Below are 24,027 nucleotides of genomic sequence, written 5' to 3'. Positions count from 1 at the left end.
CGAGGAGTGACCATGCGCGCCGAGACCGAACGCGTCGTCGAGGACATCGAGAAATCGCTCGCCCTCCTGCGCCAGCGGCTCGGCTGGGAGACGGCCGAGCACCGGCTCGAAGAGCTGAACGCGATGACCGAGGATCCCGAGCTGTGGAACGACCCGGCCCGGGCGCAGAAACTGATGCGCGACCGGCAGACGCTCTCCGACGCGCTCGACGGCTACAAGAGCCTCGCACAGGATTCTGGCGGACCAGATCGAGCTGATCGAGCTCGGCGAGGCCGAGGGCGACGAGGCGGTGGTGGCCGATGCCGAGGCGGCGATCCGCGCCCTGCGCGAGACCGCGGCGGCGCGCGAGACCGAGGCGCTGCTCGACGGCGAGGCCGACGGCAACGACACCTTCCTCGAGATCAACGCCGGCGCCGGCGGCACCGAGAGCTGCGACTGGGCGGCGATGCTGGTGCGGATGTACGTCCGCTGGGCCGAGCAGCACGGCATGAAGGTCGAGCTGATGTCCGAAAGCGCGGGCGAGGAGGCGGGGATCCGGTCCGCCGCCTACCGGGTGAGCGGCCACAACGCCTACGGCTGGCTGAAGACCGAATCCGGCGTGCACCGCCTGGTGCGGATCTCGCCGTTCGACTCGGCGGCCCGGCGGCAGACGTCGTTCGCCTCGGTCTGGGTCTACCCGGTGGTGGACGACAACATCGAGATCGAGGTGCAGCCGAACGACATCCGCATCGACACCTACCGCTCGTCGGGCGCCGGCGGGCAGCACGTCAACACGACGGACTCCGCGGTGCGCATCACCCACCTGCCGACCGGGATCGTCGTCACCTCCTCGGAGAAGTCGCAGCACCAGAACCGGGCGAACGCCATGGCGGCGCTGAAGTCGCGTCTCTACGAGATGGAGCTGCGCAAGCGGAACGAGGCGATCACCGCGCAGCACGAGGCCAAGGGGGATGCGGGCTGGGGCAACCAGATCCGCAGCTACGTGCTGCAGCCGTACCAGATGGTGAAGGACCTGCGGACCAACGTCGAGACCTCGGACACCCAAGGGGTGCTCGACGGCGACCTCGACGCGTTCATGGCCGCGTCGCTGGCGTTGCAGGTGTCGGGCAAGAGCCGGGCCGAGGCGCAGGCGGCGGACTGAGCCTTGGCCGATCGGGTCGTCATCGTCGGCGCGGGCCAGGGCGGCTTCCAGGCGGCGGCGAGCCTGCGGCAGGAGGGCTTTGCCGGCCGGGTGACGCTGGTCGGCGACGAGCCCGGCCTGCCCTATCAGCGGCCGCCGCTGTCCAAGGCGTACATGAAGGACGGCGATCCGAAGCGGCTGGCGCTGCGGCCGGCGGGGTTCTTTGCCGAGGCGGGCATCGAGCGGGTCGGCGGCTGGGTCGAGGAGATCGACCGGGACGCCGGCCGGGTGCTGCTCGCCGGCGGCGAGGCGCTCGCCTATGACCATCTGATCCTCGCGACCGGGGCGCGGAACGCGATGCCGCCGGTCTCCGGGCTGGCCGAGGCGGTGGCGGCGCGGGCCGTGGTCGGCCTGCGGACGCTGGCCGATGCGGAGCTCATGCGGGCGCGGATCGCGGCGGGCGGCCGCGCGGTGGTGATCGGCGGCGGCTTCATCGGGCTGGAATTCGCCGCGGTGGCGCGGGCCGCCGGGCTGGACGTGACGGTGGTCGAGGCGGCCGACCGGCTGATGGCGCGGGTGGTCTCGCCGGAAATCTCCGAGCACTTCCTCGACCTGCACCGGGGGCTCGGGGTCGACGTGCGGCTCGGGGCGGCCGCGGCCGCGGTCGAGCCCGCGGGGGTGCGGCTCGCCTCCGGCGAGCGCGTGGCGGGCGGGCTGATCCTGCTCGCGGCCGGCGTGCGACCGAACATCGAGCTGGCGGCGGCGGCCGGCATCACGGTCGGGAACGGCGTGGTGGTGGATGGACGGCTGGTGTCGAGCGATCCGGCGGTGTCGGCGCTGGGCGACGTGGCGCTCTATCCCGGGCCGGATGGCGAGTCGGTGCGGCTCGAGTCGGTGCAGGCGGCGGTGGACCATGCCCGCCACATCGCCCGGCGCGTCGCCACCGGCGACGGATCGGACTATGCGGCGGTGCCGTGGTTCTGGAGCGACCAGGGCGCGGCCAAGCTGCAGATCGCCGGGCTGCGGCACCATCGGCACCGGACGGTCGCGGTGCCCGGGGACCGGCGGGTGGTGCTGAGCCTCGCCGGCGACGTGCTGAAGGCGGTGGAGACGGTGAACGCCCCGGCGCCGCACATGGCGGCGCGGCGGCTGCTGGCCGCCGGGCAGGCGGTGACGCTTAGCGAGATCGAGGCGGCGGGATTCGACCTTGTGGCGCTGGCGAAGGCGAGGGCGTGAGATCGGGAGATCGCGCGTGAAGGCCCCGATCGACCGACGCACGCACTCGCAACACGGCGCGACAAAATGAGGCACCGACACGGCTGCTCCGCCGCCAGGGAGCGCGGAGACCGCGTGTAATACCACCGGCCTTATGGATTGACCTTCGCCCACTCCCTTGATGCGATCGATGCGATGACTGCTGGCTGTGTCGCGAAGCGGTTCCATGCGTCGCAGCAGGCATCGACGATGGCGTCGTAGTCGTCGAAGACGCTGATCGCGAGCCAGTTGGCGCGGAGGTATTGCCAGACGTTCTCGACGGGGTTCAGTTCGGGACTGTAGGGCGGCAGCACGAGGAGGGAGATGTTGTCGGGGACGACGAGGCCGCCTCCGCCGTGCCAGCCGGCACCGTCGAGGACGAGCACGGCGTGGGTGCCGGGCGCGACGGCGCCGGCGATCTCGGCGAGGTGGGCGTTCATCGCGGGGGTGTCGGCGAAGGGCATGACGAGGCCCGCCGCCACGCCGCGATCCGGGCAGACCGCGCCGAAGATGTAGGCCCACTGGAAGCGGGTGTCGCGCGGCGCCCTTGGCCGGGTGCCACGCTTCGCCCAGATGCGGGTGAGCGTGCCCTGCTGGCCGACCCTTGCCTCGTCCTGGAACCAGATCTCCAGCGGCTTGCCCCGTGCCGCCTCGGGCAGCGCCGCGGCTACCGCGTCGGGGAAGCTTTTTTAAACCCCTCCTGGGCTTCGGGATCGGTCTTCGGATGCCGCGGACGAACCGACAGGCGCCGGTAGCCGAGCGCCGCCAGATACTTGCCCACCGTCCGCTCGTGCACCTCCACCCCGAACCGCTCCGCGATCCGTCGCCCGAGATCCTGCCGCCGCCACCGCACCACCCCGTCCCCCACTGGAACGGGCGCCGGGTCGGGACCCGCCTCCACCCAGGAGGCGAACTCGGCCATCTGCGCCGGCGACAGCCGTCGCGGCTGCGCCCCGCCCCGATGGTTCGAGAGCCCCGCCAGCCCCTCGGCATTGTAGCGGTGCACCCAGTCCCGCAGCGTCTGCCGGTCCATCCCGCAGGTCTCCGCCGCGGTCTGCCGATCGACCCCCTCCAGTACCAGCGCGATCGCCAGCATCCGCCGCGCCGCCTTCGCATCCCGGCTCCTGACAGCCGCGCGCCTCAGCTCCGCCGCCGTCAGCTCCCTTCTTGTCACCTGCACCGCCGCTGACATCCCCAGCCTCCTCCTGCCTCGACCGCAGTGAGTCAGAGATCAGCCGAATTGGGAATCCCAAGAGAGTCAGAAAGCGCGGCCGGTGGTATAAGCCGTCGGGAATGGAAATTTCCGCGGGAGAGCGCCGATCCGGCCGCGTCTCGACCCACGGGGGCCGGTGCGCTTCTCCCGCGACGCATCGAAAAAACGCGTGACCTTCCCGCAGCGCAGCATAAGCTGCGCGCACCCGCGGCGGACGAGGTGTGGCATGAAGACGGCGATCCGGGCTGATGCGGCGGCGGCGATGATCCCTGACGGGGCGACGGTGCTGATCGGCGGGTTCATGGCGGTGGGTACACCGCACCGGCTGATCGACGCGCTGGTGCGCCGCGGCGCGCGCGACCTGACGCTGATCGCCAACGACACGGCGATGCCGGGCAAGGGCATCGGCAAGCTGGTCGCCGCGGGCGCGCTGCGCAAGGCGATCGTCTCGCACATCGGCCTCAATCCCGAGACGCAGGCAAAGATGATCTCCGGCGAGATCGAGGTGGAGCTGGTGCCGCAGGGCACGCTGGTCGAGCGGATCCGGGCGGGTGGCGTCGGCCTCGGCGGCGTCTTGACCGCGACCGGCCTCGGGACGCCGGTGGAGGACGGCAAGACGGTCGTCGAGGTCAACGGCGGACGCTACCTGCTGGAGACGCCGCTGCGGGGAGACTTCGCGCTGATCGCGGCGCGGCAGGCGGACTATCTCGGGAACCTGCAGTACTCGCTGACCGCGCATAACTTCAACCCGATCATGGCGCTCGCCGCCGACACGGTGATCGCCGAGCCCGACCTCATCGTGCCGGTGGGCGTGATCCCGCCGGACTTCGTGAAGACCCCCGGCATCCTTGTCGATCACCTGCTGGAGCGCGCGGCATGAGCCTCGATGCAAAGGACGTCATCGCCCGCCGGGTGGCCCAGGAAATCCGGCCCGGGATGCTGGTCAACCTCGGCATCGGCCTGCCGAGCATGGTGGCGAACCACCTGCCGCGCGACTCGGGCGTGTTCTTCCAGGCCGAGAACGGCGTGATCGGCCTCGGCGCGCGCCCGCCGGAGGGCATGGAGGATGCGAGCCTGACCGACGCGGGCGGCGGCTTCGTCACCGCGGTGCCCGGGGCGGCCTCGATCGACAGCGCGATGAGCTTTGGCATCATCCGCGGCGGGCACCTCGACATGACCGTTCTGGGCGGCCTGCAGGTGGACGAGCGGGGCTTTCTCGCCAACTGGATGGTGCCGGGCAAGATGGTGCCGGGCATGGGCGGCGCGATGGATCTGGTGGCGGGCGCGCGGCGGGTGATCGTCGCCATGGTCCACGCGGCCAAGGGCGAGGCGAAGATCGTGCCGGAATGCACGCTGCCGCTGACCGCGGCGCGGCGGGTCAGCCTCGTGGTGACGGAAATGGCGGTGATCGAGCCGACCGACGGGGGGCTCGTGCTGCGCGAGCGCGGGCCGGGGGTGAGCCTCGACGCCATCCGGACGGCCACCACCGCGCGGCTGATCGTCGACGGCGAGGTCCCGGAAATGCGCTTCGACTGATCCGACGCGGTGAATGCGGCGCGGCGAATGCGGCACGGCCGGCGCGCGAGCCTTGCGCGAGGGATGGCGGCACAGCCATAGTTGTCCGGCAATTCAATCCGATGCCGGCCGCGCCGCGCATCGGCCCGCCCTTTCTCGCCGGAGCCCTCCGTCGCCATGCACGGCCTCGACCTCGTCAACACGGCGATCTTCGTCGGCTCGGCGCTGATCCTCATCGGCATCTTCTCGAGCCTCGTCGCAACGCGATTCGGCGCGCCGCTGCTGCTTGTGTTCCTCGTCGTCGGCATGCTCGCGGGCGAGGACGGGCCGGGCGGCATCGTGTTCGGCGACTATTCCACCACCTACCTCGTCGGGATGATCGCGCTCTCGGTGATCCTGTTCGACGGCGGCCTGCGCACGCGGCTCTCGGTGTTTCGCGGCGTGGTGCGGCCGTCGCTGCTGCTCGCGACGGTGGGGGTGCTCGTCACGGCAGGGGTGGTGGCGCTCGCCGTCTGGCAGGTGCTCGGCCTCGCGCCGCCGGTCGCACTACTGCTCGGGGCGATCGTGGCGTCCACCGACGCGGCGGCGGTGTTCTTCCTGATCCGCACCGGCGGGATGCGCCTGCCCGGGCGGGTGAACGGCATCCTCGAGATCGAGTCGGGCACGAACGACCCGATCTCGGTGTTCCTCGTCATCCTGCTGGTGCAGTTCGTCACCTCGGGCGGCCTGCCCGGGTGGGAGCTGGCCGAGGAATTCGTCGTCGAGGCGATCGTCGGCGCCGCGCTCGGATTTGCCGGCGGCTGGGGCGTGGTCTCGATCCTGAACCGGGTGGCGATGCCCGGCGGCCTGCATCCGCTGTTCGTGGTGGCGGGCGCGATCATGATCTCGGGCTTCACCACGCTGGTCGGCGGCAGCGGCCTGCTCGCCGTCTACATCGCCGGGCTGGTGATGGCGAACCGGCCGACGCGTGCCTATCCCTCGATCGTCGGCTTTCACGATGCGATGACCTGGCTCTGCCAGATCGTGATGTTCCTCGTCCTCGGCCTGCTCGTCACGCCGAGCCGGGTGATGGACTATGCGCCGCAGGGGCTGTTCGTCGCGGTGGTGCTGACGCTCGTCGCCCGGCCGCTCGCGGTCTGGATCTGCCTCGCCGGCGCCGGGTTTGCGGTGCGGGAGAAGCTGTTCATCTCGTGGGTCGGCCTGCGCGGCGCCGTGTCGATCTTTCTCGCCGCGATCCCGACGCTCGCCGGCGTGCCGGAGGCGCAGGCGTTCTTCAACATCGCGTTCTTCGTGGTGCTGTTCTCGATGCTGGTCCAGGGCGCGACGCTCACCGCCGCCGCCCGCTGGCTCGGCGTGGCGCTGAAGGCGACGACGCGCGGGGTGAGCCGGATCGAGATCGACATCCCCGGCCAGACCGAGCTCGAGATCGTCGGCTATCCGGTGACGGGCGACAGCGTGATCCTCGGGCTTTCCCGGGTGCCGTCGTGGGCGCGGCTGCTGATGGTGGTGCGCAAGGGGCACATCCTCGATCAGGCGGAGGCGGGCGGCCTGCGGCCCGGCGACTACGCCTATTTCCTCGTGCCGCGCGACCGGCTCGTCCGCTTCGACACGCTGTTCCGCGAGAGCCCGGAGGTGGCGCGGCGGCTGGGCCTGATCTTCGGCGAGCTGGCGATCCGCGGCGAGACGAAGATCGCCGAGGTGGAGCAGTTCTATGACCTCACCTTCGACGGCCATCGGCCGGAGATGACGCTGGCCGACTGGGCGGCGGAGCGGCTGGGCGGCAAGCCGGGCCTCGATGCGATGGTGGCGATCCCCGGCGGCCAGCTGGTGGTGCGCCGGATCGAGGGCGGCCGGATCGCCAGCCTCGGGTTGCAGCTCGACCAGCTCCTGCAGGTCGAGCCGGACGAGCGGCTGCTCGCGCGGCTGGAGGAAGAGGCCGACGAGCTCCGCGGCCTGCGACGCTGGGCGCGCTCGGTGCGGCGGCGGCTGCTGACCTGAGGCTTGAAGGCGCGCGCGCGCCGCCCTACGCAAGGCGGACGTGCGGACGTGGCGGAACGGTAGACGCAGCGGACTTAAAATCCGCGTCCCTCGGGAGTGTGGGTTCGAGTCCCACCGTCCGCACCAGCAGGCGGGAGGAAGAAGAAGATGAGCTATCTCGGGATCGACATCGGCACATCGTCGGTCAAGACGGTGCTGTTCGACCGCGACCAGCGGCTGATCGGCCAGGCGAGCCAGCCGCTCTCGGTGTCGCGCCCGCATCCAGGCTGGTCGGAGCAGGATCCCGAGGCGTGGTGGCGCGCGGTGGAGGGCACGATCGACGCGCTGGCCCGCGAGCACGGGCTGGGCGGCCTGCGCGGCATCGGGCTGTCGGGGCAGATGCACGGGGCGGTGTGCCTCGACCACGACGACCAGGTGCTGCGGCCCGCGATCCTCTGGAACGACGGGCGGGCGCAGGCGGAGTGCGCCGAGATCGAGGCGGCGTTCCCGCGGGCGCGCGAGGTGGCGGGCAACATCGCCATGCCCGGCTTCACCGCGCCGAAGATCGCCTGGCTGCGCAAGCACGAGCCGGAGGTCTATGCCAAGATCGACACGGTGCTCCTGCCGAAGGACTACGTGCGCTTCCGGCTGACCGGGCACCACGTGTCGGAAATGTCCGACGCGGCCGGGACCTACTGGCTCGACGTGGCGGCGCGGGACTGGTCGGACGACCTGCTGGAGGCGACCGGGCTGACGCGGGCGCACATGCCACGGCTGGTGGAGGGCAGCGAGCCGTCGGGCGAGCTGCTGCCCGAGCTGGCGCGGCGCTGGGGGATCGGCGGAACGGTGGTGGTGGCAGGCGGGGCCGGCGACAACGCGGCGGCGGCCTGCGGCATGGGCGTGGTGGTGCCGGGCAGCGCCTTCGTCTCGATCGGCACGTCGGGGGTGCTGTTCGTGTCGAACGCGCGGTTCTCGCCGAACACCGGGGGTGCGGTGCATGCCTTCTGCCACGCGATCCCGGACACCTGGCACCAGATGGGGGTGATCCTGTCGGCGTCCGACAGCCTGGAGTGGCTGGCGCGGATCGCGGGCAAGCAGCCGGCGGAACTGGCCGGCGCGGTCGGCGAGGTGAAGGCGCCGTCGGAGGTGACGTTCCTGCCCTACCTCTCCGGCGAGCGGACGCCGCTCAACGACGCGGCGGCGCGCGGTGCCTTCGTCGGGATGGCGCAGACCGACGGCCCGCGGGAGCTGACGCAGGCGGTGATGGAGGGGGTGGCCTACGCCTTTGCCGACTGCCAGCGCGTGCTGGCGGACGCGGGCACCGACTTCGCCTCGGCGCTGGCAGTGGGCGGCGGCGCGCGGTCGGAGACCTGGCTGCGCATCATCGCGAGCGTGCTCGACCGGCCGCTTGAAATCGCCGCGGACAGCGATGTCGGCGCGGCGCTCGGCGCGGCGCGGCTGGCGATCTGCGCGGCCGACGGCGCACGACCGGCCGAGGTCTGCACGGCGCCCGAAATCCTGAAGGTGGTGGAGCCCGACCGCTCGCTGGTGCCGCTCTACCGCGAGGGCTATGCGCGGTATCGGGCGGTCTATCCGGCGCTGAAGGCGGTCAGGGCAGAAGCCTGAGGAGCGTGACGGTCGGGCCGAAGATCGCAACGGCCTGACCACGGCCTGACCGCGGCCGGACCAGCACGAAGCGCATGGGTTCGGCCTTCATCTCGCCACCTCGGTTCTGATCTGCCCCCTCTCCCCCCTCAGCTCGGATCACACGGACGCGATGTCGAGCTGCAGGCGCCGACCTCGCCTCCGCGCTCGCCGCGTAAAGCTCGGATTTCGTGGAGGCGAGGTCGGAGTGCACGGCGGCTCTGTGTCGCCCGTCCGCGCCACGTCGGCGACCTTCGCCACCCGCCGTTCCAGGCCGCCGCCGCCAGCCCGGCGCCGGGCAGCGAGGCGACCTGGGTGGTGAAGAGCCGGCGGCCGCCGGGGTGGCGCCGGGGCGCGAACACGGCGGTCAGGCCGCGCCGTGAGCGTCGGCGAGGCACTGGCGGTGATCGCCGAGCGCCTCGATGACCCGGCAGTCGGAGATCGCGCCGCCGGCGCATTGGCGGAGCATCCGCGCGAGTTCGGCCTCCAGCGCCTGCATCCGGGCGATGCGGCTCCTCACGTCCTCAAGGTGACGGAAGACGATGGCGTCGGCCTCGTTGCAGGGCATGTCGGGTCGGTCGGCCATGCCGAGAAGCTCACGGATCGCCGGGATGGAGAAGCCGAGGTCGCGGGCGTGGCGAATGAAGGCGAGCCGCTCGACCTCGGCTCGGGCGTAGAGCCGCTGGTTGCCTTCCGTCCGGTCCGGCGGCGGCATCAGCCCGATCTGCTCGTAGTAGCGGATGGTCTGCACCTTGCTGCCGTTTCGCGGGCGATGGTTCCGATCGTGGCAGCCTGCATCGCTTTTCCCCCTTGAACCTACAGTGGCTGTAGCACCTACGGTCGCGCCGACTCAAGGAGACCGGACCCGTGACCGACGGCGACACCGCCACCACCGAGACGCTGACCTGGCGTGTCGGCGGCATGGACTGCGCGGCCTGCGCGACGAAGATCAGGGGCGCGGTCGAGCGGTTGCCGGGGGTGCACCCGGTGAGCCGGCGCCGCTTCGTCGCCACCACCGGCAGCGACCATGACCAGCCGGTCTTTCCCGACCGGACGCGCGGGCTCGCACCGACCTGCGGTCCGAACCGGCCCTGGGTGTCCGGCCTCACCCATGTCGCGGTCACCGCGGGCTTCGTCTGCGTCGCGCCGATCATGGACGCCTGGTCGCGCCGCATCGTCGGCTACGCCATCGGCCGCGGGATCGACGCCCGCCTGGCGCTGGCTGCCCTCGGAGCCGCGATCGGCGCGCGGCATCCACCGCCGGGCTGCATCCATCATTCGGATCGCGGGTCCCAGTATGCGGCTCTCGCCTGTCGTGAACGCCTCGCAGCCGCCGGCCTCGTCGGCTCCATGGGCCGCCGCGGCAATCCCTACGACAACGCGATGGCCGAGAGCCTGATGAAGACCCTGAAGGTCGAGGGCGTCTACCCGATGGCGTTCGAGACCTTCATCGCAGCCCAGCCCAGTTCGAGGAGGAGAACGCCCGGCCGCCGGTCAAAACCGCAGCCTGAGAATCCGTCCGCCCCGAGCGGCCCGCTCCAACATCCCGCCAATCTCGATCCGCGATTGCCTGCTGCGCTCCGCCGACAAGGCGTTGTACGCCGCCAAAGATGCCGGTCGGAACGATCTGAGAGTGTGGACGGATAAACTCTGATGCTTGCTGCGCCTTGTGTTGCACGTTCTGGGAGTTGTGCGACGGTACAGTATCTTGGGGGGCATAGATGGACGGGCAAATGCTAACGGTCGCTGCGCTGATCGCCGCGACGATCGGCTTATGGGCGACGGGCAAGTTGCCCGAATATCTCACGGCGCTGCTGTTTTTCACCGCCGCCATGATTCTGGCCGTCGCGCCGGCGTCGGTGATCTTCTCCGGGTTCGCATCGGCCGCCTTCTGGCTCGTGGTCAGCGGATACGTGATCGGCATTGCGATCGCCAAGACCGGGTTGGCGGCGAGGATCGCGCGGCTGTTGGCCTCACGGCTCGCCAGCTCCTATCCGCGCATGGTGTTCGGCACGGTCGGCCTGACCTATGCGCTCGCCTTCGTGATGCCCTCGAACATGGGGCGCATCGCCTTGCTGATGCCGATCATTCTGGCGCTGGCCGATCGCGTCGGCTTCGGAGAGGGCGCGCGGGCCGTATCGGGCTGGCGCTCGCGGTCGGCTTCGGCACCTTCCAGCTATCGGCGTCCATTCTGCCGGCGAACGTCCCGAACCTTGTCATGGCCGGTGCGATCGAAACCACTTACGGCCTGCATCTGTCCTACGTCCCCTATCTCGTGCTGCACGCGCCGGTTCTCGGCATCCTCAAGGGAATTGCCCTGTCGGCGTGCATCCTGGCGCTGTTCAGGGATCGCCCGGAAGCCTCCGGCGAGGTGGAGCCTGCACGCCCTCTCTCGGCTCCTGAAAAGCGGCTGGCGGCGCTGCTGGTCGTCACCCTCGGCCTCTGGCTCACGGATTCCATTCACGGCATCGCGCCGGCATGGGTTGGGCTGGCCGCGGCCTGCCTATGCCTGCTCCCGAAAATCGGTTTCGTCACCGGCGAGGAGTTCGGCAAGGATGTCAATCACCGCACCGCGATCTACGTCGCCGCGATCCTCGGGCTTGCGGCGCTGGCGGGCCAGAGCGGGCTTGGCACCGTCATCGGAAACGCCATGCTGAAGGTCGCGCCGCTCGATCCATCCGCACCGTTCACCAGCTTCGCGTCGATCGTCGGCATCACGACGTTGCTCAATTTCATCGTGACGGCCAACGGCGTGCCCGCGCTGTTCACGCCGCTTGCGCAGTCTTTCGCCACGGCGTCGGGCCTGCCGCTGCTCACGGTTCTGATGGTTCAGGTCATCGGATTCGCAACGCCTGTGCTGCCCTATCAGGCATCCCCGATCGTCGTGGCGATGGGCATGGGGAAAATCCCCTTCGCGGCGGCGCTGCGGTTGAGCTTGCTCCTCGCCGCGATCACCTTCCTTGTCCTGATGCCTCTCAACTAAGGCTGGTTCGCCGTCCTTGGCTGGCTTTGATAGCTACCCGGTTGGAGGAACAGGGCGGAATTTACACGGGGGCGATCGAACCGCCAGTCATGATCGGTGACGGCAAACAGACTTCTGCCCGGCGGCTCGCCCTGGCTCTGGGTGTGGATCTGGCGGACTGCTTCGGCTATGGCGATCACCTGAGCGATCTTCCGCTGCTGGAAGTCGTCGGCCATCCAACGGCCATCGGCGCGGACAGCGAACTGGCCGAGATCGCGCGCAGACGCGGTTGGCCGGTGCTACCGGGCATCGAGGCTCTTCGGGCGGAAGGAGCGGCGGCATGAACGCGGTGGTCACTGCCAAGTCGGTCCTGATGCTCGGTCTTGCCGGCTGGATGACCATTGCCGTCCTGAACAATATTACCGACCCCGGAACCAATCGCGTCCATCTCGGGATGATGTTCGAGATGACCCTGCTCGCCGAAGAGCCGAACGGGCTGGGTCAGAACCTGCGCTGGCGCGCGCTGCGCCGCGGCATAACTCCGGTGGTGCTATGAGGCGTGGTCGCGATCCAGATCGCGGTGGCCGCCTATCTCTGGAAAGCGGCATTGCGTTGTTCGGCCGCGGTGCTCCAGGGCCACCACCGCCTTCCCGACGACACCCGAAAGTCCGCGATCCGGGCACTCACATGCTTCAGGGGGCTTTGGCTCTGCTTCATGATCGGCGGGTTCTGGTTCGGCTACTGGATCAAGCAGGGAGCGATCCAGCAGGTCCATATGACGCTTCTGATCCTCAGCGTGCTCTGCATCGGCTTCGTCGGCAATCCCCAGATCGAGGGCGTGCCTTCCCCGAGCGAGGGACAGGCTTGAGGCTGTTGCGCCAAAGGGAAGGTTGGCCTTTTACGCGAAGGATGCGGCGATGTCCGCGATGGACCGGAGCAGCACGAGCGGATCGTCTTTCGACGGCAGAAAACCACGACGGCGCCAGAATTGCGCGGCTTCATCATCGACGGCGTTGACCATCAGCGCGCGGCCGCCGATCAGTCCCGCCGCCTGGACGCAGCGCTGGAGTGCATGTTTCACCAAACCTGTGCCGATGCCCTGCCCTGCCCATCCGGTGTCCGTTGCAAGCTGGCCGAGAAGCAGACAGGGAACGGGATCGGGCGGCTGTCCGGTGCGGATCGAGCGCGGCAGAACAGACGGCACCACGGCGGTCGGCGCGAGCCCGCAATAGCCGAGCACCCGGCCCGCCTCATGGACCACGAGCACGGCGGTAAAGCCCTTCTGTTGGTTGGACAGGGCGCGCGTCTTCAGCCAGTGATCGAGCACCGGCTTGCCGCAAGAGAATTGGGACAGGTCGTGCGCGGCGGTGAGCGGTTCAGGAGCCGAGAGCGCCACGGCTTACCGTTTGGGCTCGTAACCGGCTTCCCAGGGTGCCGCCCGTCTGGCGAGTTCGACCATCTCGGGAACCGGGGTGGCCGGGGCGGCGAGAACCTCCAGGAACCCGGCGAACCCTTCCGGGCTCATGCGGATCAGGCGCTGTTCCATGACGACCTCCTCGGCCGCGCGCACGGCGGCATCGCGCACGAAATCGGTGCGTGTCCGGCCTCGCAGACCGGCTGCGCGGTCGATCATCGCGACATCCGCCTCGGGCAGGCGCATCGAGATGGGGTATTCCTTGCGTTCTGCGGTACTGGCCATGAGTCGTCTCCTTGCACGCAAGATAGGGCATTGTATCGCAAAAAGCAATACATTATTGTCGTGAGCGAGACCCGTACCACCACGGGAAGCAGGTTGGAGCGCATTATGGCCGGGACAAAGAGGATTCCCGACAGGTTATTTCGCTATGCCACAGTGCGCTGCACCGCGCGCGCTCACGCCACGATACGCCCACACACACCGAACACCGACAAGTATTCTATCGCCATTTCAGTTGATTATGCTGATCTTCCGGCGAATTCTGCAAGGTATGACCTTGCGAGCCCCCGGAAACAGAGCAATGATGAAGAGGAGCGCGCGCGAAGCGCTGCTCGAATCCTTGATGCTGGAAGAACCGGAGCTGACGTTTACGTCGCGCGGCACCCCCGATCCGCGCCTGCTGCGTCTGGTCGACTTCCTTGCAAGGCAGGCGGCGCGGGAGTGCTACGCCGAAGAAGTTCAGATGACGAAGCGACTTCGGGCCCGCACCTCCTGATGCTTCAGGGAGACGTGCAATGAAGGTCGCGATCTACGCCCGCTATTCCTCGGACAACCAGCGCGAGGCATCCATCGCCGACCAGTTCCGCATGTGTCGCTTGCGGGCCGAGAAGGAGGGCTGGACGGTGGTCGAGGAATATTCCGACCACGCCATCTCCGGCTCCAGCATGATCCAGCGCGCTGGCATCCAGGCGCTGATCATGGATTCCGCCCGCGGCCGTTTCGACCTGATCACGGCCGAGGCGCTGGATCGGATCAGCCGGGATCAGGAAGACATCGCCGGCATCTACAAACGCATGCGCTATGCCGACGTGAAGATGTTCACCCTGTCGGAGGGCGAGATCAGCGAGTTGCATGTCGGCCTCAAGGGCACGATGAACGCGCTGTTCCTGAAGGATCTGGCCGACAAGACCCGGCGCGGGCAGCGCGGCCGCGTCGAAGCCGGCAAGTCGGGCGGCGGTAACTCCTATGGCTATGACGTGGTGAAGAAGTTCGACGCCAACGGTGAGCCGATCCGTGGCGATCGCACCATTAACGAGTTTCAAGCGGAGGTCGTGCGTCGCATCTTCCGCGACTATGCCGCCGGCAAGTCGGCCAAGACCATCGCCTTCGCGCTGAACAAGGACGGCATCCCTGCGCCTTCCGGTGGAGATTGGGGCTTCAGCACGATCAACGGCAATCCGAAGCGCGGGAACGGCATCCTCAACAACGAGATGTATGTCGGCAAGATCGTCTGGAACCGCCAGCGTTTCGTCAAAGACCCCGATACCGGCAAGCGCCAGGCGCGGCCCAACCCGGAATCGGAATGGGTCATTCAGGAAGCGGCCGAGCTGCGCATCCTCGATGACGACCTCTGGAGCGCCGTAAAGGCGCGGCAGGGCGAGAACCGGACCGAGCGGGATGAGAGCGGCGCGGCCGACGTCCGCAAGATGAACTATCGCCGCCGGCCAAAGTATCTCTTCTCCGGCCTCACCCGTTGCGCCTACTGCGGGGGCGGCTATTCGGCGATTTCGGCGACGCTGATCGGTTGCTCGACAGCGCGCAACAAGGGCACCTGCGACAACCGGGTCAACATCCGCCGCGAGGAACTGGAGGCGCGCGTCTTGAATGCGCTGCGCACCCGCCTTGTCGATCCCGAGCTGTTCGCCCGGTTCTGCGACGTGTTCACGCAGGAAATGAACCGGCTGCGCATGCTCGAACCACATCAGCAAGGGCACCTGCGACAACAGCCGGACCATCCGTCAGGACGAACTGGAAGCCCGCGTGCTCGCCGGCCTGAAGGATCGGATGATGGCGTCGGAGATCGTTGAGGACGCCATGCGCGCCTATGCGGAAGAAACGAACCGGCTGAACAGGGAACGCCGCTCGAACGGCGATGCCTGGAAGGCGGAGCTGGCCAAGGTTGCGAAACAGATCGCGCAGATCGTCGAGGCCATCGCTGACGGTATGTATCATCCATCGATGAAGGAGAAGATGACCGGGCTGGAAGCGCGCAAGGAGGAGCTTATACCAGCGCGCATAGGTCCTGACTCACGCGGGGGATTCCCCTGAGGGCGTTGTCGTGATTCATCATGGAGAACGAAGGGGTTTTCCATGGCGGCAGCGATCGGGCTTCGGGGTGATCTGGATGGTGACGATCTTCGCCGGCTGGCGCGGGACAGCCGGGATGCGAAGCAGGTGCGTCGGCTGCTGGCGCTGGCGGTGATCGCGGAGGGCGGCACGCGGACGGAGGCGGCGCGGGTCGGCGGGGTCGGGCTGCAGATCGTGCGGGACTGGGTGCTGCGGTTCAACGCGGAAGGCCCGTCGGGGCTGATCGACCGGCATGCCCCCGGCAAGGCGCCGACACTGACGGCAGAGCATCGGGCGGCGCTGGCGCAGGTGGTGGAGGCGGGACCTGAGCCCTGGCGCGACGGGGTGGTGCGCTGGCGGCGGATCGACCTGGTGCAGTGGCTCTGGGAGGCGTTCCGGGTGTCGGTGAGCGAGGCGACGGTGGGACGGGAACTCCGGGCGCTCGGCTTCCGCAAGCTTTCGGCGCGGCCGCGGCACTACGCCCAGGATCCGGAGGCGGCGGCGGCTTTCAAAAAAGTCTCCCGGAGCGCGTGGCGGAGGTCCGCGCCGCGCATCCCGGCAAGCGCATAGAACTCTGGTTCCAGGACGAAGCGCGGATCGGGCAGAAGAACAAGCTCACCCGAAGATGGGCGCGGCGGGGCGCCCGACCGCGGGCGCCGCACGACCAGCGCACCGCCTGGGCCTACATTGTGGATCGGCGTGGAATAAGGACCCCGCTTACGGGGTGATCGGCTTCCAAAAGGGACCCCTTTTGCGAGTGGGTCCACAGTGCTCCCGAGGGATGATCGGGAGCCGAGATTGGGATGCTGGTTGTGGAGACGATCGCCAAGATCCGGCGGGCCTATTTCGTCCAGAAGAAGGCGATCAAGGAGATCTGCCGTGAGCTGAAGGTCTCGCGGAAGGTCGTCCGCAAGGTGGTTCGAGGCGGCGAGACGGCGTTCGTCTACGAGCGAAGCGTGCAGCCGCAGCCGAAGATCGGGCCTTGGCGGGCGGAGCTCGACCGGCTGCTGGCGGAGAATGCGGGCCGCGCGAGCCGGGCGCGGCTGACGCTGATCCGGGTGTTCGAGGAGCTGCGCGGTCTCGGCTACGAGGGCGGCTACGACGCGGTGCGGCGGTACGCGGCCGGCTGGCAGCGCGAGCGGGCCGCGGCGACGGCGGCGGCGTTCGTGCCGCTGAGCTTCGCGCCCGGCGAGGCCTACCAGTTCGACTGGAGCCACGAGGTGGTGCTGATCGCCGGCGCCACGGTGACGGTGAAGGTGGCGCAGGTCCGGCTTTGCCACAGCCGGATGCTGTTCGTGCGGGCCTATCCGCGCGAGAGCCAGGAGATGGTGTTCGACGCCCACGACCGCGCCTTCGCCTTCTTCCGGGGGGCCTGCACCCGGGGCATCTACGACAACATGAAGACCGCGGTGGACGCGATCCTGGTCGGCAAGGCGCGGGACTACAACCGGCGCTTCCAGCAGATGTGCGGGCACTACCTGGTCGAGCCGGTCGCCTGCACGCCGGCGTCGGGCTGGGAGAAGGGCCAGGTCGAGAACCAGGTCGGGACGGTGCGGCAGCGGTTCTTCTCGCCGCGGGTGCGGGTCCGGAGCTATGAGGAGCTGAACGCCTGGCTCGTCGATCGCTGCGTCGCCTGGGCGAAGGCGCAGCCGCATCCGGAGGTCCGAGACAGGACGATCTGGCAGATGTTCGAGACCGAGCGGCCGAGCCTCGTGCCTTATGCCGGCCCGTTCGACGGCTTCCATGCGACGCCGGTCTCGCCGTCGAAGACCTGCCTCGTTCGCTTCGACAACAACAAATACTCGGTGATGGCGAGCGCGGTCGGCCGGCCGGTCGAGGTTCGCGCCTATGCCGATCGCATCGAGCTGCGGCAGGACGGGCGGATCGTCGGGCAACACTCTCGCGTCTTCGGCCGCGGCCAGACCGTCTACGACCCCTGGCACTATGTCCCCGTTCTGGCGCGCAAACCCGGCGCGCTCAGGAACGGCGCGCCCTTTCAGGACTGGGTGCTGCCCGGCGCGCTCGAGCGGGTGCGCCGCAAGCTGAAGTCCGCGCCCGACGGCGACCGGCAGATGGTCGAGGTGCTCGGCGCCGTGCTGACCGACGGCCTGCCGGCGGTCGAGGCCGCCTGCGCCGAGGCGCTGAGGGAGGGCGTCCACTCGGCGGACGTCATCCTCAACATCCTGTCCCGGCGCCGGGACCCCGGCCCGCCGGCGACGATCATGACCCCCGAGGCGCTGCGGCTGCGGCACGAGCCCGCGGCCGACTGCGCCCGCTACGACAGCCTCAGGAGGGCGAGCGGATGATGGAGCGCAGCGCGATCATGACCACGATGGGCGAGCTCAAGCTCTTCGGCATGCGGGCGGCCTACGACGAGATCGTCGCTTCGGCGGTGAAGCGCCAGCACGAGCCGCAGCGGGTGGTCAGCGACCTGCTGACCGCCGAGCTCTCCGAGAAGCAGGCCCGCTCGATCAAGTACCAGATCGCCATCGCCCGGCTGCCGATGGCCAAGGAGATCGACGAGTTCGTCTTCGACGCCACGCCGATCAACGAGACCCTGGTGCGCGACCTCGCCGGCGGCGGCTTCCTCGCGCAGCAGCGCAATCTGGTCCTGGTCGGCGGCACCGGCACCGGCAAGACCCACCTCGCCGTCGGCATCGCCCGCGCCTGCATCCGCGGCGGCGCCAGGGGCCGCTTCTTCAACGTCGTCGACCTCGTCAACAAGCTCGAGGCCGAGGCCCGCGCCGGCCGCCAGGGCCGCCTCGCCGACCACCTCTGCCGCATGGACCTGGTCGTCCTCGACGAGCTCGGCTACCTCCCCTTCGCCCAGGCCGGCGGCCAGCTCCTCTTCCATCTCGTCAGCCGGCTCTACGAGCAGACCTCGGTCGTCGTCACCACCAACCTCGCCTTCGGCGAATGGCCCGCCGTCTTCGGCGATCCGAAGATGACCACCGCGCTGCTCGACCGCCTCACCCACCACTGCGACATCGTCGAGACCGGCAACGAGAGCTGGCGCTTCAAAAACCGCGCCTGACCCCACCCTCACCGCCTCACCGGAGCGGGAACCGGCCCGTCTCCGCCACCCGCACCGCTGCGCCGGGCCGGGTCCCGCTCCTCGCCGACGGGGGTCCCTATTGGAAGCCGATCAGGGGTCCCGATCCCGCGCCGATTGACAGTCCGAGGCGGCGGCGCTACCGCTGACCGCGATCACGGCATGGGAAACCCTGTTCGACCGCCTCGACGTGAAGGGGCGTGCCGTTCCCGGTGCCGCGCCGGCCGTCCTCATCATCGGCGGGGCTGGCGGCGTTGGCTCTATCGCCATCCAGCTTGCCCGCAAGCTGACCGACCTGACCGTCATCGCCACGGCCTCGCGGCCGGAGACGAAAGCATGGGCGACCGATCTTGGCGCACATCATGTCGTCGATCATTCCAAGCCATTAGCGAAGGAGGTTGAAGCCCTCGGCATCGGTGCGTCCGCCTTCGTCTTCTCGACCACCAACACCGAGCAGCATCTTGCCGAAATCGTCGAGTTGATCGCGCCGCAAGGCCGTTTCGCGCTGATCGACGATCCCGCCTCGCTCGACATCAATCCGCTCAAGCGCAAGAGCGTGTCGGCGCATTGGGAGTTCATGTTCACGCGCTCGATGTTCGGCACCGCCGATATTGCCGAACAGGGCGTGCTGCTCAACGAGGTATCGCGTCTGGTCGATGACGGCACGATCCGCACGACGCTGGCCGAGAACTTCGGACCGATCAACGCGACGAATCTCAAGCGCGCCCATGCCCTGATCGAAAGCGGCAAGGCCAAGGGCAAGATCGCGTTGGAGGGGTTTTAGGCGCGACGGGATGCCGAGGGCGTGGCGGGAAGCAACGCCGCGCCCTCGGCCTGCGTCTCCACATCGACCAAACCAGCGCGAGAGAATCCATGCCCACAGATGCGCAAAAGGAGCGTGCCCGTGCCGGCCCGAGAAGTGAACTTCACGGACGGCCATTGCAAGACGGGCCACGTCAGATCACCGAACCCTTTGGCCGACGAAATCGGGACTACCTTCGTTTTCTGCACGCATGGTTCACGCGGCCGGTGCAGATGGGAGCTGTTGCACCTTCCAGCTTCGCCCTTGCGGAAATTGCCACAGCGGAGATCGGGCCTGATTGCGCGCCCGTCCTTGAACTAGGTCCGGGGACCGGAGTTTTCACCCGCGCTCTGATCCGACGCGGCGTCGCGGAGGATTCGCTTGTTCTCGCCGAGTTCGACACCGGCTTTGCCCAACTGCTGGAAACGCGATTCCCGAGGGCGCGTGTCCTATGCACCGATGCTGCCAGACTTCCGCCGGACGTTGCGAGCGTAGGCGCGGTCATCAGCGCCTTGCCCCTGTCGTCGATGCCGCTGCGCCAAGTCTATGCGATCCTCACGGCCGCTTTTCACCGTCTCCCTGCGAGGGGAGCATTCTATCAGGTGACATACAGGCGAAATTGCCCCGTTCCCCGTCGCCTGCTTGATCGGCTCGGCCTCAAGGCGACGAGAATTGGCGGGACGTTGCGAAACATTCCGCCCGCCAGCGTCTATCGGATCACACGTCGCGGTCGCACAATCACGGCGCGTCGCCCTAATCTGCCAATGGCCGGCCAAGGGCCGGCTTAATGCGCGACGCCGCTCAACAAGAAATCCCGCACATAGACGACGCGGGGGTGGCGCAGCGCGGGCTTGTTCCACGCGAGATAGAGCGTGTTTTCCGGTATCGCCGCCGGCGTCGGCAGCACGGCGAGCTGCCCGGCCGTAACCGCATCCGCGCAGAGATAGTCGGGCAGCACCGTCCAGCCTGCGCCGGCCTTCGCCATCTCCAGAAGCAGGCGCAAATCAGGCGCGGTCGCCACGGCCTGCATGTCGGGGGTCTTGTCGAACACGCGCTGGAAGAACTCGCGCACCAGCGGCAGGGTCTCGCCATAGGCGATCAACGGCAGGCCGCACAGGAACTCGGCCGTCACACTTCTCGCCTTTGCCCGCTCCGCAATGCCGGGTGCGACTACCGGCAGCAATCGTTCGCGGCCCAACTCGGCGAAGCCATGCGCCTTGCCTTCCGGCGGCGAGGCGGTGACGGCGAGATCGGCATGTCCATCGTCGAGAGCGGCATAGATGCGCGCGCGGTCGCCCGTCTGAATGCGCAGCCGCAAGCCTTCGCCAGTCAGCGGCGCGAGCCGTGGCGCGACACGTAGCGACAGATATTCAGCCGGGCCGACGATATGCACCGTGCCGCTCAACTGCGACGACCGCGCCTGCGCCGCCCCCATCGTCGCCTCGATCCCGTCGAGATGGGCGGCGACCGAGCGGGCGAGGTCGTCAGCCGCCGGTGTCGGGGCAACACCGCGCGCCTGCCGGACGAACAGCGGCTTGCCCAGCATCGTTTCCAGCGCCGCGATATGCGCCGAGGCGGCGGGCTGGGTGATGCCGAGCCGCTGCGCGGCCCGCGTCAGCGAGCCGGCGCGATAGGTGTCGAGGAAGGTGCGCAGATAGATAAGGTGGTTCATGCCAGACAAGCCATAGGATTATCTATAGCTGATAGCAGAAAGAACGATTTCTGTCATGGCTCTGGATCGGTCAGGCTCGTGCAACCCAAGCAAGGAGCAGTCCCATGACCGAACTTCTCTCCCAGATCAAAATCCTTTTCATCCTCACGTCCGCCAGCACCATGGGCGTCACCGACAAGCCGACCGGCCTCTGGTTCGAGGAATTGGCAACGCCCTATTACACGTTCCTCGACAGCGGCGCGTCGGTGACGCTTGCCTCCATCGCGGGCGGTCCCGCGCCCATCGACCCGCGTTCGGTCAAGCCCAAGGGTGAGAACGAGGCGAGCGTTGACCGCTTCCTCGGCGATGCAGCCGCGTCCGGGGCGCTGGCCGAAACCCTTTCGCTCTCCGCCATCGACATTTCGGAATACGACGCGGTGTTCCTGCCGGGCGGCCACGGAACCATGTGGGATTTGCCCGAGAGCGCCGAACTGGCCGCGCTGCTCGGCAGGGCATGGGCGCAGGGCAAGATCGTCGCTGCCGTCTGCCACGGCCCGGCCGGGCTGGTGAACGTCAAGGACGAGACCGGAGCGCCGCTGGTGAGCGGCCGCCGCGTCACCGCCTTTTCCGACAGCGAGGAACGCGCGGCCGGGCTGGAAGAGGCCGTGCCCTTCCTTCTGGAAACCCGCCTGCGCGAATTGGGCGGCCGCTACGAGAGCATAGCCGACTTCCAGCCCTTCGCCATTGCCGATGGCCGACTCGTTACCGGCCAAAATCCGGCGTCCTCTGCATTGACTGCAAAGCTGACGCTGGAGGCGTTGATGCCGGCAGAAGCAAGGTAATCAATGCGGCGGCGCTCATTCCAATGATCGACCGAAAGGTCATTGAGCAACAGCTTGTATCGCAAGCATGGTGGTGGGAATCGTCGCCAGCAGACGCTTCCGCGAAACGCCGTCCCGCGCCTGCACGGATAGCCCGTGCAGGACGGTGGCGTAGTAGTCTCCAAGCGCCTGCGCATCGGCATCCGGCCGCAACTCGCCTTCTGTCACCGCACGCCCCAGCCGTTCGACAAGCGAGGCCGTGCGGCGGCGGCGATAGTCGGCCAGGAACTCCCGCACACCATCATTCTCGGCCGCACAGTTGGTCGCGGCCGACACGACCATGCAGCCTTGCGGCCGCCCCTTCCGGGTATAGGTTTCGACCCCTTCGCGAAGGCTCCGTTCAATCGCACGGGCCGCTGTCGGTTCTTCCGCGAGCGCCCGCGTGGCGAAGCCGCCTTCGCCATCATCGTAGAGCGCGACCGCTTCCTGAAATAGTTTCTCCTTCGAGCCGAAGGCCGCATAGATGCGCGCCGAGGCAAGGCCCAGCGTCTCCACCAGATCGGTTATCGACACGCCCTCATAGCCACGCGACCAGAAGGCATCGCGCGCCTTGGCCAAGGCCGCATCCCGGTCGAACTCGCGCGGGCGTCCCGCCATCGTTTCCTCCATTCTTGAATGACCAACAAATAATTCGCTTGACCGCTCGATGCAAGGTCATATTCTTTAGTGATTGACAAAGAATCGTCATCACGGAGTTTGACATGACCGCATCGGATCATGCCGGCGCAGCGCCGGCATCAGACATTGGCGCGCGAAGGGGCTTGGCGCTCGCGCTGCTCGCCTTCGCCCAGCTCATCTATTCGCTGGACATAAACATCGTCTTCGTCGCCCTGCCGGAGATCGGCGCGGGGCTGGGATTCTCAGGCCAAACCCTGCAATGGGTGGTCAGCGCCTACATGGTGTTCTGCGGCGGCTTCCTGCTGTTCGGCGGGCGGGCGGCGGACCTGATCGGCCAGCGGCGCATGTTCATCTTCGCGCTCTGGCTCTACGCGCTGTCCTCGCTTGCCGGCGGTCTGGCTACGTCGCCGACCGTCATCGTTGCGGCGCGCGCCGTGCAGGGCATCGGAGCGGCCTTCCTGTTTCCGGCTACGTTGTCGCTCATCAATCGCCTGTTCGCCGAGGGACCGGAGCGCAACCGGGCGCTGGCCGTATGGGGTGGCGCGGGCGCGAGCGGTTTGAGCATCGGCGCTCTGGCGGGCGGTTTCCTGACCGCCGCATGGGGCTGGCCTGCCGTCTTCTACGTCAATGTCGTGCTGGCCGGCATCGCCATCATCGCGGCTTTCTTCGTCATCCCGCGCGATCCGCAACGGCATGAAAAGCGCAGCTTCGACCTGCCGGGCGCGCTGACCGTCACGATTGGCGCGACGGCACTGGTCTTCGCGCTGGTCGAGGGACCGGAAATCGGCTGGGGCGCAACGAGCGTCGTTTCGGCGCTGGCGCTGGCAGCGATCTTCCTCATTGCCTTCGCTGTGATCGAGGCGCGCAGCCGCGATCCGCTCATGCCGCTGCGCCTGTTCACGAACCGCAGCCTCGTTGCCGGCATGACGATCACTTTCCTCTACATGGGGACATTCGGCGCGCTACCGTATTTCCTGACCGTCCTGTTCCAGAACGTGCAGGGATTGACCGCGCTCCAAACCGGATGGGCCTTCCTCGTGCCGTCCATCGCCATCGCGGTCGGCACACAGATCGGCGAGCGGCTGGCAACTCGTCTCTCCACCCGCACGACGCTGATCGTCGGCATGATCGTGGGCGCTGTCGGCACCGCGCTGCTGGTTCCCGGCTCCAATGTCGATAGCGGCTATCTCGCCATCGTGCCGGGTCTGATCGTCTCGGGCATCGGTCAAGGCATCGTCTGGACGGGAATGTGGATCGCTGCCGCTTCCGGCGTGCATCACGACGAGCAGGGTGTTGCGTCGGGCATGGCGTCCACGACGCTCAGCGTTGGCAATGCCATCGGTCTCGCCGTGCTGATCGCGCTCGCCAACCGGCATACCGGCGGGCTGGAGGGCGATGCGCTCCGCGCCGCCATAGCAGAAGGCACACAATTGGCGTTCTGGCTGGCCGCTGCCGGTATCCTCGTTAGCCTCGTTGCGGCCTTTGCCCTCCCGGCCAAAGGCAAGGCTGCCGCAGCGTGACAGGGGGCGGCTAGCGATGCGGCGGCGGCGATCTGCACCGATGAATGACCGCCTA

General features: G+C 68.3%; 21 protein-coding genes, 1 tRNA gene and 7 pseudogenes. 23 read left to right on the top strand and 6 right to left on the bottom strand.

All coding sequences use genetic code 11. From position 1 onward, the window contains the following. The first annotated feature begins 12 nt into the window (after positions 1 to 12). Both prfB and QM699_RS01890 read left to right on the top strand, forming a co-directional pair. Positions 13 to 1,141, top strand: a protein-coding gene (prfB, locus tag QM699_RS01895) for a peptide chain release factor 2 (RefSeq protein WP_415009556.1) whose coding sequence is annotated in 2 segments (ribosomal slippage) — positions 13 to 240 and positions 242 to 1,141 — 1,128 coding nt in all. Because the reading frame shifts where the segments join, the coding sequence is not laid out codon by codon here. Between the two features lie 3 nt (positions 1,142 to 1,144). Next, positions 1,145 to 2,356 (top strand): NAD(P)/FAD-dependent oxidoreductase, encoded by a 1,212-nt coding sequence (locus tag QM699_RS01890; RefSeq protein WP_415009555.1) that lies wholly within the window; start codon positions 1,145 to 1,147, stop codon positions 2,354 to 2,356. 131 nt (positions 2,357 to 2,487) lie between these two features. Here the strand turns inward: QM699_RS01890 and QM699_RS01885 are convergent. Continuing rightward, positions 2,488 to 3,566 (bottom strand): IS630 family transposase gene (locus QM699_RS01885; RefSeq protein ID WP_415009471.1). Its coding sequence is split into 2 segments (ribosomal slippage): positions 2,488 to 3,059 and positions 3,059 to 3,566, totalling 1,080 coding nucleotides; the frame shifts between segments, so codons are not numbered across the junction. A 247-nt stretch (positions 3,567 to 3,813) separates the two neighbouring features. Between QM699_RS01885 and QM699_RS01880 the strand changes: the two genes are divergently transcribed. From QM699_RS01880 to xylB, 5 genes are all read left to right on the top strand, one after another. Continuing rightward, complete coding sequence (locus QM699_RS01880) at positions 3,814 to 4,467, top strand: CoA transferase subunit A (protein WP_415009554.1); 654 nt, start codon at positions 3,814 to 3,816, stop codon at positions 4,465 to 4,467. Beyond that, complete coding sequence (locus QM699_RS01875) at positions 4,464 to 5,123, top strand: 3-oxoacid CoA-transferase subunit B (RefSeq protein WP_415009553.1); 660 nt, start codon at positions 4,464 to 4,466, stop codon at positions 5,121 to 5,123. Before QM699_RS01880 ends, QM699_RS01875 begins: the two co-directional genes overlap by 4 nt. Before the next feature lie 156 nt (positions 5,124 to 5,279). Next, on the top strand, positions 5,280 to 7,100 hold the full coding sequence (locus QM699_RS01870) for a potassium/proton antiporter (protein WP_415009552.1): 1,821 nt from the start codon (positions 5,280 to 5,282) through the stop codon (positions 7,098 to 7,100). Between the two features lie 42 nt (positions 7,101 to 7,142). Then, positions 7,143 to 7,226, top strand: a tRNA-Leu gene (locus QM699_RS01865). A 21-nt stretch (positions 7,227 to 7,247) separates the two neighbouring features. Further along, complete coding sequence (xylB, locus tag QM699_RS01860) at positions 7,248 to 8,705, top strand: xylulokinase (RefSeq protein ID WP_415009551.1); 1,458 nt, start codon at positions 7,248 to 7,250, stop codon at positions 8,703 to 8,705. 385 nt (positions 8,706 to 9,090) lie between these two features. On the opposite strand, the pseudogene QM699_RS01855 reads toward xylB, so the two are convergent. Then, positions 9,091 to 9,521: pseudogene (locus QM699_RS01855) on the bottom strand (MerR family transcriptional regulator). A gap of 123 nt (positions 9,522 to 9,644) precedes the next feature. Between QM699_RS01855 and QM699_RS01850 the strand changes: the two are divergent. The 6 genes and pseudogenes from QM699_RS01850 to QM699_RS01825 form a co-directional block, all read left to right on the top strand. Further along, positions 9,645 to 9,713, top strand: a pseudogene (locus tag QM699_RS01850) (heavy-metal-associated domain-containing protein); the annotation flags it as partial. Beyond that, positions 9,702 to 10,370 carry a transposase gene (locus QM699_RS01845; RefSeq protein ID WP_415012669.1) on the top strand — a complete coding sequence of 223 codons (669 nt, stop codon included), beginning with the start codon at positions 9,702 to 9,704 and terminating at the stop codon, positions 10,368 to 10,370. The pseudogene QM699_RS01850 and the gene QM699_RS01845, both read left to right, overlap by 12 nt. A gap of 74 nt (positions 10,371 to 10,444) precedes the next feature. Then, positions 10,445 to 10,819 (top strand): annotated as a pseudogene (locus tag QM699_RS01840) (SLC13 family permease); the annotation flags it as partial. A 41-nt stretch (positions 10,820 to 10,860) separates the two neighbouring features. Further along, positions 10,861 to 11,706, top strand: a complete 846-nt coding sequence (locus tag QM699_RS01835) for an SLC13 family permease (protein ID WP_415012668.1) — start codon at positions 10,861 to 10,863, stop codon at positions 11,704 to 11,706. Positions 11,707 to 11,732: 26 nt separating this feature from the next. After that, complete coding sequence (locus tag QM699_RS01830) at positions 11,733 to 12,029, top strand: HAD family hydrolase (protein WP_415009550.1); 297 nt, start codon at positions 11,733 to 11,735, stop codon at positions 12,027 to 12,029. After that, positions 12,026 to 12,553 (top strand): annotated as a pseudogene (locus QM699_RS01825) (DUF2165 family protein). Before QM699_RS01830 ends, QM699_RS01825 begins: the two are co-directional and overlap by 4 nt. A gap of 30 nt (positions 12,554 to 12,583) precedes the next feature. On the opposite strand, the gene QM699_RS01820 reads toward QM699_RS01825, so the two are convergent. After that, the gene (locus tag QM699_RS01820; RefSeq protein WP_415009549.1) at positions 12,584 to 13,081 is read right to left on the bottom strand and encodes a GNAT family N-acetyltransferase; all 498 of its coding nucleotides are present in this window, start codon (positions 13,079 to 13,081) and stop codon (positions 12,584 to 12,586) included. 3 nt (positions 13,082 to 13,084) lie between these two features. Next, positions 13,085 to 13,384, bottom strand: coding sequence for a DUF1778 domain-containing protein (locus tag QM699_RS01815; protein ID WP_415009548.1), 300 nt, complete (start codon positions 13,382 to 13,384; stop codon positions 13,085 to 13,087). Between the two features lie 298 nt (positions 13,385 to 13,682). Between QM699_RS01815 and QM699_RS01810 the strand changes: the two genes are divergently transcribed. From QM699_RS01810 to QM699_RS01775, 8 genes and pseudogenes are all read left to right on the top strand, one after another. After that, a complete protein-coding gene (locus QM699_RS01810) occupies positions 13,683 to 13,877 on the top strand; it encodes a hypothetical protein (RefSeq protein WP_415009547.1) in 195 nt (64 codons plus the stop codon). A gap of 19 nt (positions 13,878 to 13,896) precedes the next feature. Then, positions 13,897 to 15,189: a recombinase family protein gene (locus tag QM699_RS01805; protein WP_415009546.1), complete on the top strand. Its 1,293-nt coding sequence runs from the start codon at positions 13,897 to 13,899 to the stop codon at positions 15,187 to 15,189. Beyond that, a complete protein-coding gene (locus tag QM699_RS01800) occupies positions 15,170 to 15,430 on the top strand; it encodes a hypothetical protein (protein ID WP_415009545.1) in 261 nt (86 codons plus the stop codon). Before QM699_RS01805 ends, QM699_RS01800 begins: the two co-directional genes overlap by 20 nt. Positions 15,431 to 15,472: 42 nt before the next feature. Then, a pseudogene (locus QM699_RS01795) lies at positions 15,473 to 16,131 on the top strand (IS630 family transposase); the annotation flags it as partial. Between the two features lie 120 nt (positions 16,132 to 16,251). Continuing rightward, positions 16,252 to 17,745, top strand: a pseudogene (gene istA / locus QM699_RS01790) (IS21 family transposase); the annotation flags it as partial. Between the two features lie 5 nt (positions 17,746 to 17,750). After that, positions 17,751 to 18,482 carry an IS21-like element helper ATPase IstB gene (istB, locus tag QM699_RS01785; protein WP_415009310.1) on the top strand — a complete coding sequence of 244 codons (732 nt, stop codon included), beginning with the start codon at positions 17,751 to 17,753 and terminating at the stop codon, positions 18,480 to 18,482. Between the two features lie 157 nt (positions 18,483 to 18,639). Continuing rightward, positions 18,640 to 19,284: pseudogene (locus QM699_RS01780) on the top strand (zinc-binding alcohol dehydrogenase family protein); the annotation flags it as partial. 89 nt (positions 19,285 to 19,373) lie between these two features. Continuing rightward, positions 19,374 to 20,090: a class I SAM-dependent methyltransferase gene (locus QM699_RS01775; protein WP_415009544.1), complete on the top strand. Its 717-nt coding sequence runs from the start codon at positions 19,374 to 19,376 to the stop codon at positions 20,088 to 20,090. On the opposite strand, the gene QM699_RS01770 is transcribed toward QM699_RS01775, so the two are convergent. Beyond that, entirely contained in the window at positions 20,087 to 20,974 is an 888-nt protein-coding gene (locus tag QM699_RS01770) for a LysR family transcriptional regulator (RefSeq protein ID WP_415009543.1), read from the bottom strand. The two genes, QM699_RS01775 and QM699_RS01770, sit on opposite strands and share 4 nt — an antisense overlap. Before the next feature lie 104 nt (positions 20,975 to 21,078). On the opposite strand from QM699_RS01770, the gene QM699_RS01765 reads away from it, so the two are divergent. Beyond that, on the top strand, positions 21,079 to 21,795 hold the full coding sequence (locus QM699_RS01765; RefSeq protein ID WP_415009542.1) for a type 1 glutamine amidotransferase domain-containing protein: 717 nt from the start codon (positions 21,079 to 21,081) through the stop codon (positions 21,793 to 21,795). Between the two features lie 39 nt (positions 21,796 to 21,834). Here the strand turns inward: QM699_RS01765 and QM699_RS01760 are convergent, their stop codons facing one another. Further along, complete coding sequence (locus QM699_RS01760) at positions 21,835 to 22,431, bottom strand: TetR/AcrR family transcriptional regulator (RefSeq protein ID WP_415009541.1); 597 nt, start codon at positions 22,429 to 22,431, stop codon at positions 21,835 to 21,837. 104 nt (positions 22,432 to 22,535) lie between these two features. Between QM699_RS01760 and QM699_RS01755 the strand changes: the two genes are divergently transcribed. Beyond that, positions 22,536 to 23,972 carry an MFS transporter gene (locus tag QM699_RS01755; protein WP_415009540.1) on the top strand — a complete coding sequence of 479 codons (1,437 nt, stop codon included), beginning with the start codon at positions 22,536 to 22,538 and terminating at the stop codon, positions 23,970 to 23,972. The last annotated feature ends 55 nt before the right edge of the window (positions 23,973 to 24,027 follow it).

The sequence above is a fragment of the Amaricoccus sp. genome (genome assembly GCF_047602525.1).
Lineage (GTDB): Bacteria > Pseudomonadota > Alphaproteobacteria > Rhodobacterales > Rhodobacteraceae > Amaricoccus.
The sequence above is the reverse complement of the archived record's forward strand: the minus strand, read 5'-3'. Positions and strand labels throughout refer to the sequence as shown.

Excerpts from the sequence above, each read along its gene's own strand:
- QM699_RS01880 (WP_415009554.1), top strand. The coding sequence starts at position 3,814 with ATGAAGACGGCGATCCGGGCTGATGCGGCGGCGGCGATGATCCCTGAC.
- QM699_RS01875 (WP_415009553.1), top strand. The coding sequence starts at position 4,464 with ATGAGCCTCGATGCAAAGGACGTCATCGCCCGCCGGGTGGCCCAGGAA.
- QM699_RS01870 (WP_415009552.1), top strand. The coding sequence starts at position 5,280 with ATGCACGGCCTCGACCTCGTCAACACGGCGATCTTCGTCGGCTCGGCG.
- xylB (WP_415009551.1), top strand. The coding sequence starts at position 7,248 with ATGAGCTATCTCGGGATCGACATCGGCACATCGTCGGTCAAGACGGTG.
- QM699_RS01815 (WP_415009548.1), bottom strand. The coding sequence starts at position 13,384 with ATGGCCAGTACCGCAGAACGCAAGGAATACCCCATCTCGATGCGCCTG.
- QM699_RS01810 (WP_415009547.1), top strand. The coding sequence starts at position 13,683 with ATGATGAAGAGGAGCGCGCGCGAAGCGCTGCTCGAATCCTTGATGCTG.
- QM699_RS01805 (WP_415009546.1), top strand. The coding sequence starts at position 13,897 with ATGAAGGTCGCGATCTACGCCCGCTATTCCTCGGACAACCAGCGCGAG.
- QM699_RS01800 (WP_415009545.1), top strand. The coding sequence starts at position 15,170 with ATGGCGTCGGAGATCGTTGAGGACGCCATGCGCGCCTATGCGGAAGAA.
- istB (WP_415009310.1), top strand. The coding sequence starts at position 17,751 with ATGATGGAGCGCAGCGCGATCATGACCACGATGGGCGAGCTCAAGCTC.
- QM699_RS01775 (WP_415009544.1), top strand. The coding sequence starts at position 19,374 with ATGCCCACAGATGCGCAAAAGGAGCGTGCCCGTGCCGGCCCGAGAAGT.
- QM699_RS01770 (WP_415009543.1), bottom strand. The coding sequence starts at position 20,974 with ATGAACCACCTTATCTATCTGCGCACCTTCCTCGACACCTATCGCGCC.
- QM699_RS01765 (WP_415009542.1), top strand. The coding sequence starts at position 21,079 with ATGACCGAACTTCTCTCCCAGATCAAAATCCTTTTCATCCTCACGTCC.
- QM699_RS01760 (WP_415009541.1), bottom strand. The coding sequence starts at position 22,431 with ATGGCGGGACGCCCGCGCGAGTTCGACCGGGATGCGGCCTTGGCCAAG.
- QM699_RS01755 (WP_415009540.1), top strand. The coding sequence starts at position 22,536 with ATGACCGCATCGGATCATGCCGGCGCAGCGCCGGCATCAGACATTGGC.